Raw genomic sequence first — 13,461 nt, forward strand, 5'->3', positions numbered from 1 at the left:
GGAGCGGCGCCTGGGGCGAGGCTAGGTTGCCGGTGACAACGACGAAAGGAGCCGATGATGAACATCGGTCTGCTGGCCCGTATCGAAGCCAAGCCCGAGTACGCCGACCAGGTCGAGGCGCTGCTGCGCGAGGCGGTGCAACTGGCGAAGGAGGAGGACCACACCCTGACCTGGTTCGCCTTCCGGGAGAGCGACACCGCCTTCGGCGTCTTCGACACCTTCGCCGACGAGAGGGGACGCTCGGGACACCTGCAGGGCAGGATCGCCGCCGCCCTGATGGAGGCGGCGCCGACGATGTTGAGCGCGCCACCGGACATCCGCCCCGTGGACCTCCTGGCGGTCAAGCTCCCCTGAGCCCTGAGCCCTGAGCCCTGAGCCCGGCCCGGCGCCGGGCTCCTCAGGGGCCGCCACAGAACCCGTCCTTCGGGCAGCGACTCCACCCCGTTCCGGCGTTCGACGGCGATATCCGGCTCTCAGAAATAGGCCTTGCCTCGACCTTCTTCGCGGATCACCCTGATATTGAGAGGGGTGTGAGCATATGTCCCATCCGCTCGGCGTGAGCCGCCCTGACCTCGTCGTCACCGACCTGCCCCAGCCCGAAGAGGTCTTCGGCGTCCAGCGCATCGGGGCCAAGGAGCTGGTCAAGTACGCCATAGGCCCGAGCCTGATCGCTCTGGGCATCTCCATCGGCAGCGGCGAATGGCTGCTCGGCCCGCAGGCCGTCGGCCAGTACGGGTTCGTCGGCGTCGGATGGGTGATCACCGTCTCAGCGCTGCTGCAGACCTTCTACAACGTCGAATGCTCCCGGTACGTGCTGGCCACGGGCGAGGCGCCCGTCGTCGGATGGGGCAGGGTGCCCCCGGGCTTCCTGCTGTGGGTGCCCCTGTCCGTCTTCGTGGTCATCTTCGCCTTCATCGCAGGAGGCTGGGCCGCGTCGGCAGGACAGGGCGTCTACGCGCTGGTCCACGGCACGGTCGCGCCCGCGGGCGCGGAGGAGCCCAGGCTGTGGGCCATCGCCCTGCTCGTGCTGGTCTTCGTCATCACCGCCGCCGCCCGCCGCATCAGCAGGGCGCTGGAGCTGGCCAACTGGCTGATGGTCAGCGCGATCCTCGTCACGCTGCTGCTCATCGACCTGTTCGTGGTGCCCTTCGAACAGTGGTGGGACGCCATCCGCGGCTTCGTCACGCCCGCCGCCCCGCCGCCCGGCATCACCGCCACCCAGCTCGGCGGCCTCGCCGGTTTCACCGCCCTCGCCTCGGGCCTGAACTGGTACGTCATGGGTCACTACCGCGACAAGGGCTACGGCATGGGCTTCCGCACCGGCTTCATCTCGGGCCTGCGCGGCGGCCGTAGCGAGCTGCTCGACAGCGGCGTGACCTTCTCCGACGACGCAAGGAACACGGCCACGTGGAAGCGGTGGTACCGCCTGCTGATGGTCGACATGTGGGGCGTGTTCTTCGTCGGCGCGATCCTCGGCATGCTGCTGCCCACGATCCTCATGGCGCGCGCCGTCGAGATCTCGGGCCAGAAGCCGACCGCCGCCAACGTGCCGACCTTCGTGGCCAGCGTGCTCAACGAGCAGTACGGCAGGCCGATGTTCGTGCTCGTGCTGATCGTCGGGGTGCTGATCCTCTTCTCCACCCAGCTCGGCATCTTCGAGGCGATGGTCCGCGTCACCACCGACGCGGCCCACGCCACCAGCCCTCGCCTGCGCGCCCTGATCGAGGGCGATCCGAGGCGGTTCTACTACCCGTTCATGCTGACGCTGCTGGTCGTCATCGCCATCGTGCTGCACCTGGCGGTGCCCGTCGAGCTGGTGCAGTGGTCGGCCAACATGTCGAACCTGGGCGCGCTGATCTACCCGTTCCTGCTGATGTACCTCAACAGCCGGCTGCCGCGCGCGGCGCGGCCGCACTGGTGGCACTACGTGATCCTGGTGCTGAACTTCCTGTTCTTCGGCTTCTTCTTCGTCAACTTCATCGCCGACTTCATCGGAGAGCCTCTGATAACGTTCTAAAAGTGATCATTCGCCCCGCTGACAGGAAGGCGGACGCCGTCAGAATCGGCGCCCTCATGGCCCTCGCCTTCCACGACGACCCCGTCGTCCGCTGGATGCTGCCGTCAGGCGAGGGAACCGACCGCATGTTCGCCACCCTGGCCCGCCACGTGCACGCCCTCGGCGACCTGGCGTTCGACGGCGAGGAACCGGTGGGCGCCGCGCTGTGGGACCCGCCGGGCCACAGGCAGTCGGCGCTCGACACGGTCCGCTCGCTGCCGGGATTCGTCGCGGCCATGGGACGGCGCGTCTCCTACGGCCAGCTGCTGGAGTCGACGTTCCGCAAGGCGCGGCCATCCCGGCCCCACTGGTACCTGGCGCAGATCGGCACCGACCCCGCGGCGCAGGGACGCGGGGCGGGCAGCGCGCTGCTGCGCGCCCGGATCGAGCGGTGCGACGCCGACGGGGTCGCGGCCTACCTGGAGAGCAGCAAGGAGAGCAACGTCCCCTTCTACGAGAAGCACGGCTTCCAGGTCACCCGCGAGATCCTCCTGCCGGAGGACGGGCCCACGGTGTGGGCGATGCTCAGGGAACCGGTCAGCTGAGCGGCTCCAGGACCACCACGGGGATGTCGCGAGCGGTCTTGGTCTGGTACTGGTCGTAGTCGGGCCAGACCCTGGTCATCAGCCCCCACAGCGCGGGCTTCTGGTCGGGCTTGGCCGTGAGGGCGCGGGCCTTGAACTTCCGGTCCTTGACCTGGACCTCGACCGTGGGGTCGGCCGTCAGGTTGAGATACCACTCGGGGTGCTTCGGGTCACCGCCCTTGGAGGCGACGACGACGTAGGTGTCGCCGTGCTTCTGGTAGATCAGCGGAGTGGTGTACTTCCTACCCGACCTGCGGCCGGTCGTCGTCAGGAGCAGCGTCGTCGTGCCGTTCCAGTCGTGACCCTCCGCGCCGTCGGTCTCCTGATAGCGGCGGACGTGTTCTTTACCGTAGAGCATGTGGCCCTCCTACCCGGGATTCGGTAATGACATCGCCACGGTTGCGGTCGTTCGCGCCCCACGCGAACACCGGCCGACCCGGGTGCGGCACCGGCTTCCCCGCAGTCGCCGTGGCGCCGCCCGCGGCCTCCATGGTTAGAATCCGAACATGACCTGGCGACATTGATCCAGTACCAGAGGTCGCGGGGCGCGCGAGCGCGGACCCCCGGGCACGGCACCACGCCCGACGTCCGCACCGCCCCCCGACAGGAAAGACCTCATGCTGCCGAAGCTCTACGCCTATTCGTTCCTCGGCGACTTCATCCTGCTGTACCCGGTCTACACGCTGCTGTTCTCCGACACCGGGCTGACCGTTCCCGAGATCACCTCACTGTTCGTCATCTGGGTCGTCGCCGCGCTGCTGCTCGAGGTGCCCAGCGGCGCGCTGGCCGACTCCCTCTCCCGCAAGGCGCTCCTGGTCGCGGGCCCGCTGCTCGGTACCGCTGGCTTCGCGTTGTGGACGGCCGTGCCCTCCTACTGGGCCTTCGCCGCCGGCTTCGTGCTGTGGGGCGCGCGCGAAGCGCTGGAGTCGGGCGCGTTCGAGGCGCTCGTGCACGACAACCTCGCCCACACCGGCAGAGGCGAGCGGTACGCCGAGGTCATGGGGCGCGCACGCTCCATCGGCCTGGTCGCCACCGCGCTGGCCATGGCCGTCGCAGGACCCCTCTTCGCCGGCGGGGGCTACGTCGCGGTGGGCGTGGGCAGCGTACTGGCCTGCCTGGCGTGCGCGGCCGTCGCCGCCACGCTGCCCGAACACCGCGCCGAGCCCGAGGACGACGACCCGCACGGCTACCTCGACACGCTCAAGGAGGGGCTGGCCGAGGCGCGCCGCTCCCCCAAGGTCCTGCGCGCGCTGCTGCTGGTGCCCGCGGTGACGGCCGTGTGGGGCGAACTGGAGGAGTACGTGCCGCTGCTCGCCCAGGAGAGCGGGGCGACCACGCAGGCCGTACCGCTGCTGGTGCTTCTGCTGTGGGTGGGCGCCACCTCGGGCGGACTGCTCGCCAAGCGGGCCGCGCGGCTGCGGACGCGCGGCCTGGCCGCCGTCCTCGCCGTCGGCGGCCTCGCGCTCGGCGTCGGCGCGGCCACCGGGCACCCTGGGGGGTTCGTGGGCATCGCGGTCGCCTTCGCGATGTTCCAGCTCGGCGAGGTGCTGGCCGACGCCAGGCTGCAGAGACGCATCACCGGGCCGAGCCGCGCCACCGTCACGTCGCTGGCGGGCCTGCTCACCGACGTCTGCACGATCGTCGCCCTCGTCCTGTACGGCGCCGCCTCGCTCGTGCTGTCCCACAGCGCGCTGTTCGTGCTGTTCAGCGTGCCGTACCTGGTGACGGCTCTCGCGATGTCGAGAAGGACGAGTCCGCTCCCACTCCCTGGGGATGTACCGGGCAAGTAGAGGAGAGAACGCGTGACCATGCCACGTATCGGCTCCGGCCTTCCCGCCTTCGGCGCCCACGCGGGCCCGGACGCCGTGGCCGCCGCCGAACGCCCCGGCTTCGACAGCGTCTCGGCCGGCGAACGGCCGCAGGTGGAGGCGATGACGGCGCTGGCCGCGGTGCTCTGACCCGTGCGCGGGCCCTCACCTGCCCGGCAGGAGAGGGCCCCGCGACCGGTCCCGTCTTCTCACGGCCGGGTTCGCCGCCTCGGTGGTTCTCCCCGGCTTTCGTCCGGAACGTCATCGCGGTTCAGGCCAGGAGGAGCATGACTCCCATGCCGGCCGACAGCGCCGCGTGACACAGCCGGTGGGCACGGCGCCGCCGTACCGCTCCGGCCAGCCAGGGCACCGCGGCCAGGACGAAGTAGCCCGCCAGCGCCGCGACGACACCGTGTGGTGGAGGCGGCGCGACGAGGACGGCGCCCGCGGCCCCGACGGCTGCGTGGTGCGGGATCGCGGCGACCCCTTCGGCATGCCCGTGCAGAGTGACGATCATCCACGTCATCGCGACCGCCATCGAGGCATGGTGCAGGTTGGCCAGCCGCCTCGACGTCCCGCGCATGCCCGCTTCCATGGGGTGATCGCCCGCCACGGCTCTGTGCGCGACGTCCGGCGATGCGGCGAGCATGAGGAACCAGAGCGCGACGATCGCGAACACCAGCCCCTGCAGCCAGCTCGGAACGACCTCCCACGGCCACACCATGACGGCCATCCCCGCGGCCATCGTGGCATGAGCCACGTCGCAGACCCCGCCGGTGCCGCGCGCCGGAGCCTCGCGGGCGGAGGCCACACCGCGCCGCCGCCCGCTTGTGACCACGAACCAGGCCGTGACCAGCACGAAGACGACGGTGAGCGCCACGCGCGGCACGTCGGCGGAAGTCATGGCGGCCTCTCTGCAGGGGGACGGTCCACCTGTACTGATCCCCGTAGCGGCCGGAACTCATCGATAGGTTCGCGAACTACCGCGGACAGGCAGGAACCTGTGGCCTTCCGTCGCTGAAGCGGTCAACGATCACGACGCCTGCGCGGCCGCCGTCCGCTGGACGAGGAGGGAGCACGTGGCGCCCAGGACGGCGTGTTTCCCACGGATCGGCTCACCAGGGCCTGACCAGGGTGATGTGACCTGTGGGCATCGGCTCACCAGGGCCTGATGTGGCTTGCGGGGGATCGCTTCGCCGGGCCCGGTGGGAGCTGATGAGAGCCGCGGGGCCGGTTCGTCGGGCCTGCTCAGGACGTCGTGACCCGCTGACGCCCGGGGTCGCCTGCGTGTGATCCGGCTAGTCGCCGTAGGACGGCATCGGCCTGCGGACCGCGGCGAACAGGCGGGACAGGGTGGCCGACCGGCCGCCGTCCGCCGCCTGGGGCGCGATGGCGGCGACGCCATCCTCCAGCCAGGCCTCCCACGCGCCACGCTCGGCCGGGTCAAGACGGCCGTGCGCGACGGCCAGGTCGAGAATGGCGGTGCCGATCTCCCGTGCCATCGTCCCGCCGGTGGCGCGGAACCGGCTCCCGACGACACCCAGGTGCCTGACGTTCGCCCGCGCCCCCGCGACCGCGAGCGTGATGTTGAGGAAGGACTCCACCCCGAAGTCGGCGGGAAGCGGCTGGGTGAGCAGCGAACGGTGAATCGCCCGGTAGCCGGTCAGCGCGTTGGCGCCCATGAACCCGGTCTCGGGGAAGAACCTGTCGGTCAGCGGCTCGTAGATGGTGAAGGTGGAGCTGAGGATCGTGCCCGGATGGTCGTACTCGTAGTCGCCCACCACGTGGCCGGAGGTGCCCGAGACCGCGGCGGCGCGGAGTTCGGCGGCGATGTTGACCTCCGACGAGACCAGGTCGGCGTCGAGGAAGCACGCCCATTCGGTACGGACGAGGTCCAGCGCGGCGTTCATCGCGGCACCCTTGCCCTTCGGCCCGCGCAGGACCTCGGCACCCGCGGCCGACGCCCGGTCGGCGGTGGCGTCCGTGGAGGCGCTGTCGACGACCAGAACGCGATCGCCCTGCTGGGCGGCGGCGCGGGCCTGACCGACGATGGTGGCCACGGTGGCCTCTTCGTTGTGGGCGGGGATGACGAAGGTGAACAAGACCGTGCTCTCCCGGGGGTCGGCTAGATCGTCACACTAACGGGCCCACGATCGCTCGCAGCGCGAGGGGTCTTCCACGCGATGGCATGGGGGAAGAGCCAATCCGATGGACGGCCGCGAAGGGCCTTCCGAGAGGCCGTCGGCTTGAGGAGGGCAATCCGATGGACGGCCACGAAAAGTCTTCCAGGACGCATGGGCTCGGGGACGGCACTTCGATGGACGGCCGCGAAGAGCGGGCTCCGTTTTCTGAGGGGCGGGCTGCGGCCACGATCAGGCGGAGGACCGCGAGGGTGGAAGCTGCGCCTCCCAAGGAAGGGGCGCCTGGCAGGGAGGGTGACCCGCTAGGGACCGCACCGTGAGTGGCGTGGCCATCCCCTGAAGGCGACCATGCCGGGGAATCGGGAGGGGTACGGACTTGTCGGGGGGAGTCTGGGCGGCGTGTCGCCGGGCTGGGTTCTGTAGGTGCGCGCGCCGGAGACGCGGGCTTGCCCGAAGGACTCTGGGGCGGCATCACCGCCGGGCAGGATCCTGGAAGGCCGCGCGGCCGCGGGCGGTGGGCCGGCCGGAGGGGCGCTGAAAGGTCGGGTGGCGTCGGCGGTGGGCGGGACGGAGGGACGCTGAAAGGCCGCGTGGCGTCGGCGGTGAAAGTTCACCGAGGGGTCGCGGCAGGGGATGGCGTGAAGGGGGGAGCAGCCCGGTCAGGTGTACGGCTTGGTGACCGCGACCAGCTCGGGGAGGGCGTCGGCGGTCTCGACGAACAGCGCGGGTGAAGGGGTGCGCTCCCGGACGTCGGTCGCCCTGATCGCCATGACGGCCGGTGTCGCCGCCCCGAGGTCACCGTAACGGGAGTCGACGGCGGCGCTGATGGCCTTGCGCGCGTCGGCCACGACGTTCCTGGCCACGTGCTCGGAGCCCGAAGCGGCCAGGTAGCCGAGCAGCGCGGCGAACCTGAGATCGCCCGGAGCGTCGGCGGAGCCTGGCTGGTCGAGCCAGAACACCTTGCCCGCCAGGAACGCCGGATAGCTCGACCCGTCGCGCTCCAGGGTCCGCGCCGCGCCGGTGAGCAGGTCACCGAACTCGGCCAGATCCGCCTCGGGCGGCAGATCGGTGGTGACCAGTAGCGGCACGATCAGCGAGTCGAGCATCTGTGAACATCCCTCCGTGAGGTCGCTCATGCTAGACGGCGCCACCGACAATTCGCGGGCTGATGCCGATGTGTCGTGACCGGCTGTTGAACAAGGGCGACGACAGGCCCACCCTGATCCAGGACGGGCTGGGGCTGACCGGACATTCGCCTTCCTTGTCACCGGCGTGCGGCTCCGTCTGACGGCTTCCCGACACGCAGGAGGGCGGTTGACGCTCTTCGCGTCAACCGCCCATGTCCTGGCCGTATCACCGTCGATCATCGGCTTCGGGATCGATCATCTGGGGTGTTAGCAGACGCGGACCCGGTTGTTGTCGTTCCTGCTACCACCCTTGGCGACCTTGCCCTTGGCGTTGCCTACGCCGATGACGCTGTTCTTGATGATGCAAATTTTGATCACCGGTCGGCGCTTCTTGGCCCAACGAGGAGGCCTGCCCCAGGTGTTCGTGGCGGTGTGGAGGTCGACAGAGGCGACATCGGCGGTGGTGGCGGTCGTGGCGGCGCTGGCGGGCTGCGCCGTCAACGTCATGGGGACGACCATGGCGGAGGCGGCGAGTGAGACTGCGGCGATGGTCTTCGTGATGCTGAACATGAAGGTTCTCCTTGGTACGGCTCAGGAAGTTATGTGGATATTTCTACCGGAGTCGACTTGCATGTCCCTTTCATGCCGATAGAAGAAGCTATGCGCTATATGTCGTAATTGTGGATTGTGGGGAGAGGTCGACGCGCTGCTTGCGGTCTCGTGTCTGGGCGCACTCGGCATCCAGACTGGGGCGATCCGGGTTGGCCGTGAGCGGTTGCGACCGGCGGTGGGAGTGGATGCCGCAGGCGCGCGGGAGATGCCATGGCGGGGCATGTGCGGAGCTCGGTGTCATGGTGGTCGTACAGCAAGGGCGGCCGACGCGAACAGCGTCGACCGCCCTTGCCCCCGGGTTGATGATCGTTGAGGATCATCGCTCCTGGGTCGATATTCAGTTGAGGTCAGCCGCCGATGGAGACGGTGTTGCCGTCGTTGTCGTTGCCGCCGTTGTCCCCGTTGCCGTTGCCGACACCGACGTTGCTGTCGCTGATGTCGATGTTGTCGCGTCCGGCCTTCTTCCTGCCGGGGCCGTGACCCCCTCCGTCGCCGCAGGTGACCGAGGAGACGTCGGTGGCGTGGGTGGTGGAGGCCACGGGCGCCGCGGAGGCGGGCTGGGCCGACAGTGCCATGGGGACGACCATGGCGGAGGCGGCGAGAGTGGCGGCGGCGAGGGTCTTCTTGAGGTCGAGCATGTGTGCTTTCTCCTTTGGTGTGCTCCGGGGAGCTATGTGGTGGTGCGAGCTCGTTTGAGCTATGGGTGATTTCTAGTCGAACCGACTTGCATATCCCTTTCATGCCAATAGCAGTTGATATGAGCGATTTGTCGGAATCTCGTATCCGTCGGGGGATCCGCGCTCTGCTGCGTACCGGTCGGGAGTCTGGACAGGCCGCTGTCCGCCCGTCCGAGCGCCTGTGAGCTCGGCTCCTCCTGCCGTTCAGGGGCGGAGTTGAGGAGAGCGGCGCGGACGGCCTGGCGCGGGGACGTGGACCTTCGAGGCGGTCCAGCAACCACGCGGGGCTCGTGCTCGAAGGCTGTCTGCGGGCTGCAGGTCGTGTGACGACCGTGTCGACCCGTCGATGCCGGCCTGCGTACGGCGGCGCTGCCCGGCCCGCGCGCACAGCGAACCGGATCTTCGGCCAGGCTGAGGAAGTCGTAGCCGCCGGCCTGAAGTCGCCGTGTCCGAGTTGGTCGCGGCGATTCGCGGATGATCGTCGAGGGTCCGGCGGGCCGCAGATCGCTCTCACACGGCGGAGGCCGTGGCCGCATCGATGATCCGAGCGCGCCGTACACCGGCTGGGGTGACGAGCGGGCGCCACGCGCCTGTCGGCTGCTGCCTGATCGCAGGTCCGCCTCACAGGCGGCCTATCCCGAACATGCCCTTCATGGACTTCCGGCGAAGACTGCCGCGCGCGGCTCTGGTGCCGGTCACAGCGACTGGGAGGGCGGATGTCGAGGGCGTCTCATGGCCCGCCTGGACCTCGACGATCAACCGGCGGATGGGGCCGGGTGACGTGTCTCGCGCGGATGCGGGGGCGAGAGCGTCCCTGCACAAGGCCGTTGGGCGATGGTTCTCGTGGAGGGGCGGAGAGGGGCGGAGGGATGGAGGGGCGGAGAGGGGCGGAGGGATGGAGGGGTGGAGGGGTGGAGGGGCGGCATGTCGGTCGCGTCGGATGGGGTGGGCGTCTCGGATGTCGGGTGGGCGTCTCGGATGGGGTGGGCGTCGTGGGCCGGGGTGGTCGTCCAGGGGTGACGCTCGGCGGCGATCGCCGTGAACCCGTCTTCAGTCGATCGCTTTCTGCGGGATTGACGCTCCTTCTCGGCCCTTCGCGCACAGACAAGGGCGGTCGACGCGAGAAGCGCCGACCGCCCTTGCCCTGGATTGGTGACCGTTGAGGATCACTGATTCCAGGTTGATCAGTCTGTTGGCATCAGCCGCCGCCGCCGATGACGACGACGTTGCCGTCGTTGTTGTTGCCACCGCCGTTGCCGTTGCCGTTGCCGACACCGACGTTGCTGTTCCTGATGTCGATGTTGTCACGCCCGGCCCTCTTGCCCCGGCCATGGCCGTGGCCGCCCCCGCCGCCGCAGGTGACCGAAGAGGCGTCGGTGGCATGGGCCGTGGAGGCCACAGGCGCCGCGGAGGCGGGCTGGGCCGACAGTGTCATGGGGACGACCATGGCGGAGGCGGCAAGGGTGGCGGCGGCGAGGGTCTTCTTGAGGTCGAGCATGTCGGTTTCTCCTTTAGTGGGCTCTGAAGAGCTATGTGGTGGTGCAAGCCCGTTTGAGCTATGAGTGATTTCTAGCCGAACCGACTTACATATCCCTTTCATGTCAATAGCGGTTCAGATGAGTGGTTTGTCAGAATCCCGTAGTCGTCGGGCGATCCGCGCTCTGCTGCGTACCGGTCGGGCGTCTGGACAGGCTGCGATTCGCCCGTGTGAACGCTCGTGACCTTGGCCCCTCGTGCCGTTCAGAGGCCGAGTCGAGGGGAGTGGCGCAAACCGTCCGGTTCTTCTTTCGGCGGCACATCTGGCTCACTCGGACAGTGCGCCGGACCTCCAGCCGGGCCAGGGAAAGCGTCGCCGCCGCCGGACGAGACCATCCCCAGTCGGTCGTCGCGATTCGCCGGTTGATCGTCGAGGTCCGGGCGGGTCACGGGGCGCCCTCTCACGGTGAGTTCTGTCGCCCTGAGTCTTCGACTGCCTGCAGGAACAGGGTCGCCTGCACGACGGCAGCGGCGCGATGGCGAGAGCCTGCCGGAGACGACCTGCACGCTGTGGGGGCGCCACGCCGCGCCCCGCGAGGGCGGGACGGAGTGCGAAATCGTGGAATCGGCGCCGTCCGGCGCGGCGGACCGTCCGGCAGTCGATCCGGCGTCACTCCCACCGGCGGGGCCGGTTCCCCAGTCGCTTGCTGTGCGATCGCGGGTCACGCCTCACTGGCGCACGGTCGGAACAAATCTTTGTGATCGTCCGTGGACGACCTCTGTGTGCTGCTCTGGTGCCGGTCCCGGCGGCTGGGGGCGAGTGCCGAGGGCGGGACGAGGCTTGGGCGGCGGTCCAGTGCGGATGCCGGGAAGCCGTCTTGCGTTGATCGGCACGGGCAGGAGTGTCGCCCTTTTGCGGCTTTCACGCACAGATGGGCGGTCGACGCTGACAGCGTCGACCGCCCATGCCTTGGGTTGGTAACTTTTCAGGATCGGTCATTCGGGTGACGTCAGCCGCCGATGCGGACGTCGTTGAAGTCGTTGTCGTTGCCACCGCCGTCGCCGTTGCCGTTGCCGACACCGACGTTGCTGTTCCTGATGTCGATGTTGTCGCGCCCGGCCTTCTTGCCCCGGCCGTGGCCGTGGCCGCCTCCGCCGCCGCAGGTGACCGAGGAGGCGTCGGTGGCGTGGGTGGTGGAGGCCACGGGCGCCGCGGCTGCGGGCTGGGCCGACAGTGCCATGGGGACGACCATGGCGGAGGCGGCGAGGGTGGCGGCGGCGAGGGTCTTCTTGAGGTCGAGCATGTGTGTTTCTCCTTTTAGTGGGCTCTGAAGAGCTATGTGGTGGTGCGAGCTCGTTTGAGCTATGAGTGATTTATAGCTGAACAGGCTTGCATATCCCTTTCATGTCAATATCGGCATGTATAGGTGATTTGCCGGAATCTCGCATCTGCCGGGCCATCCGCTTCTTGCTACGGCGTCTGGACAGGCTGCGATTCGGCCGTACGAACTCCTCGTGAGCAGTCCTGTGGGACGCGGGTTGTGTGCCTTGCCGGTGCCCCTGAAGGGCGCGGAAGGCCTTCGATCGGTCGCCGCGGCGCCGCGGCGAACCCGTCGCCGCCCACTTGTAGCTGTTCGCGCACAGACAAGGGCGGTCGACGCGAGAAGCGTCGACCGCCCTTGTCCTGGATCGGTGACCGTTGAGGATCGCTGATTCCAGGTTGATCAGTCTGTTGGCATCAGCCGCCGCCGCCGATGACGACGACGTTGTCGTCGTTGTCGTTGCCACCGCCGTTGCCGTTGCCGTTGCCGACACCGACGTTGCTGTTCCTGATGTCGATGTTGTCACGCCCGGCCCTCTTGCCCCGGCCATGGCCGTGGCCGCCCCCGCCGCCGCAGGTGACCGAGGAGGCGTCGGTGGCATGGGCCGTGGAGGCTACGGGCGCCGCGACTGCGGGCTGGGCCGACAGTGTCATGGGGACGACCATGGCGGAGGCGGCAAGGGTGGCGGCGGCGAGAGTCTTCTTGAGGTCGAGCATGTCGGTTTCTCCTTTAGTGGGCTCGGTGTGAGCTCGTTTGAGCTACGAGTGATTTCTAGCCGAACCGACTTACATATCCCTTTCATGCCAATAGCGGAATGTATGAACGATTTGCCGGAATCCCGTAGTCGTCGGGCAATCCGTGTCCCGCCACGGGGTCGTCGGGCGTCTGGACAGGCCGCGATTCGCCCGTACGAACCGTTCGTGAGCAGTCCTGCGATACGCCGTGTCGGTGCCCCTGAAAGGTGTATGGGGGCCTTCGATCACCGCACCGTGCTGAGGGGCGGCTTGTCGGCGTGCCAGGGGAAGGCGCAGGCCCGCTGCCGTACGGAGGCGGACCTGAGGGAAGACGGCGCGGACGGCGCCCGGCTACGCGGGCCGGGTCAGAGGGCGCGGTCGGCGGGCCATTCGTCGGAGAGGGCGGAGTGGACGATGGAGTCGCGCCAGCCGTCCGGAGTCGACACGTGGTGGCGGATGCGGCCCTCCTCGACCATCCCTGCCACGAGCATGGCCAGTTGGGCGGCGGTGTTGGCGGGGGAGCGGGCGCCCCAGAGCCGGTGCAGCCCCAGCTCCTTGAATCCGAAGGTCAGCACCAGCCTGAACAGGTCGGTGCCGATGCCGCGCCCCCACAGGTCGGGCCTGAGACCGAGGCCGATCTCGGCGCTGTGCGGATGGTCGGCCTCGATGTGCAGACGGGCCACGCCGATCACGTGGCCCTCGGTCTCGGTGACGGCCAGCACGTACAGCCGGCGGGGGTCGGCCTGGGCCGCCGCGACCGCCTCGTCGACGATGTCGACGACCTCCGCGCGGGTCCGCGGGTCGAACGGCAGGTGCTGGGTCGCGGCGGGATCCCCGTAGACCGCGTGCAACGCGTCGACGTCCACGGCCGAGACCTCGCGCAGCCCCAGCCGCTTGCCGGTGACGTGGACGCTGCGCATGCGC

At 69.1% G+C, this 13,461-nt stretch carries 15 protein-coding genes; 5 read left to right on the top strand and 10 right to left on the bottom strand.

Translation table 11 applies throughout. The features are described 5' to 3' along the window. Positions 1-54 precede the first annotated feature (54 nt). The 3 genes from ACFSKW_RS23195 (at position 55) to ACFSKW_RS23205 (ending at position 2,601) form a co-directional block, all read left to right on the top strand. Positions 55-354, top strand: coding sequence for a putative quinol monooxygenase (locus ACFSKW_RS23195; RefSeq protein WP_379574428.1), 300 nt, complete (start codon positions 55-57; stop codon positions 352-354). 184 nt (positions 355-538) lie between these two features. Then, positions 539-2,017: an Nramp family divalent metal transporter gene (locus tag ACFSKW_RS23200; protein WP_379574429.1), complete on the top strand. Its 1,479-nt coding sequence runs from the start codon at positions 539-541 to the stop codon at positions 2,015-2,017. Positions 2,018-2,019: 2 nt separating this feature from the next. After that, complete coding sequence (locus ACFSKW_RS23205) at positions 2,020-2,601, top strand: GNAT family N-acetyltransferase (protein WP_379574430.1); 582 nt, start codon at positions 2,020-2,022, stop codon at positions 2,599-2,601. Here the strand turns inward: ACFSKW_RS23205 and ACFSKW_RS23210 are convergent. Further along, the gene (locus ACFSKW_RS23210; RefSeq protein ID WP_379574431.1) at positions 2,594-2,998 is read right to left on the bottom strand and encodes a nitroreductase family deazaflavin-dependent oxidoreductase; all 405 of its coding nucleotides are present in this window, start codon (positions 2,996-2,998) and stop codon (positions 2,594-2,596) included. The two genes, ACFSKW_RS23205 and ACFSKW_RS23210, sit on opposite strands and share 8 nt — an antisense overlap. Before the next feature lie 259 nt (positions 2,999-3,257). Here ACFSKW_RS23210 and ACFSKW_RS23215 point away from each other — a divergent pair, with 259 nt between their 5' ends. Both ACFSKW_RS23215 and ACFSKW_RS23220 read left to right on the top strand, forming a co-directional pair. Then, entirely contained in the window at positions 3,258-4,430 is a 1,173-nt protein-coding gene (locus ACFSKW_RS23215) for an MFS transporter (RefSeq protein ID WP_379574432.1), read from the top strand. A gap of 12 nt (positions 4,431-4,442) precedes the next feature. Continuing rightward, a complete protein-coding gene (locus ACFSKW_RS23220; RefSeq protein ID WP_379574433.1) occupies positions 4,443-4,598 on the top strand; it encodes a hypothetical protein in 156 nt (51 codons plus the stop codon). Between the two features lie 121 nt (positions 4,599-4,719). Here ACFSKW_RS23220 and ACFSKW_RS23225 read toward each other — a convergent pair whose 3' ends face one another. The 9 genes from ACFSKW_RS23225 to ACFSKW_RS23265 form a co-directional block, all read right to left on the bottom strand. Next, positions 4,720-5,352, bottom strand: a complete 633-nt coding sequence (locus ACFSKW_RS23225) for a DUF5134 domain-containing protein (RefSeq protein WP_379574434.1) — start codon at positions 5,350-5,352, stop codon at positions 4,720-4,722. Between the two features lie 394 nt (positions 5,353-5,746). Next, complete coding sequence (locus tag ACFSKW_RS23230) at positions 5,747-6,550, bottom strand: glycosyltransferase family 2 protein (protein ID WP_379574435.1); 804 nt, start codon at positions 6,548-6,550, stop codon at positions 5,747-5,749. Between the two features lie 698 nt (positions 6,551-7,248). Beyond that, positions 7,249-7,695, bottom strand: a complete 447-nt coding sequence (locus tag ACFSKW_RS23235) for a hypothetical protein (protein ID WP_379574436.1) — start codon at positions 7,693-7,695, stop codon at positions 7,249-7,251. 288 nt (positions 7,696-7,983) lie between these two features. Next, the gene (locus tag ACFSKW_RS23240) at positions 7,984-8,286 is read right to left on the bottom strand and encodes a hypothetical protein (RefSeq protein WP_379574437.1); all 303 of its coding nucleotides are present in this window, start codon (positions 8,284-8,286) and stop codon (positions 7,984-7,986) included. A 389-nt stretch (positions 8,287-8,675) separates the two neighbouring features. Continuing rightward, complete coding sequence (locus ACFSKW_RS23245) at positions 8,676-8,966, bottom strand: hypothetical protein (protein ID WP_379574438.1); 291 nt, start codon at positions 8,964-8,966, stop codon at positions 8,676-8,678. 1,237 nt (positions 8,967-10,203) lie between these two features. Continuing rightward, complete coding sequence (locus ACFSKW_RS23250) at positions 10,204-10,503, bottom strand: hypothetical protein (RefSeq protein WP_379574439.1); 300 nt, start codon at positions 10,501-10,503, stop codon at positions 10,204-10,206. A 988-nt stretch (positions 10,504-11,491) separates the two neighbouring features. Next, complete coding sequence (locus ACFSKW_RS23255) at positions 11,492-11,785, bottom strand: hypothetical protein (RefSeq protein ID WP_379574440.1); 294 nt, start codon at positions 11,783-11,785, stop codon at positions 11,492-11,494. A gap of 434 nt (positions 11,786-12,219) precedes the next feature. Beyond that, the gene (locus ACFSKW_RS23260) at positions 12,220-12,519 is read right to left on the bottom strand and encodes a hypothetical protein (protein WP_379574441.1); all 300 of its coding nucleotides are present in this window, start codon (positions 12,517-12,519) and stop codon (positions 12,220-12,222) included. A 383-nt stretch (positions 12,520-12,902) separates the two neighbouring features. Continuing rightward, positions 12,903-13,457: a GNAT family N-acetyltransferase gene (locus ACFSKW_RS23265; RefSeq protein WP_379574442.1), complete on the bottom strand. Its 555-nt coding sequence runs from the start codon at positions 13,455-13,457 to the stop codon at positions 12,903-12,905. Positions 13,458-13,461: the final 4 nt, after the last annotated feature.

Origin of the sequence: Nonomuraea mangrovi, assembly GCF_042681425.1 — a bacterium.
Classification (GTDB): Bacteria; Actinomycetota; Actinomycetes; order Streptosporangiales; family Streptosporangiaceae; genus Nonomuraea; species Nonomuraea mangrovi.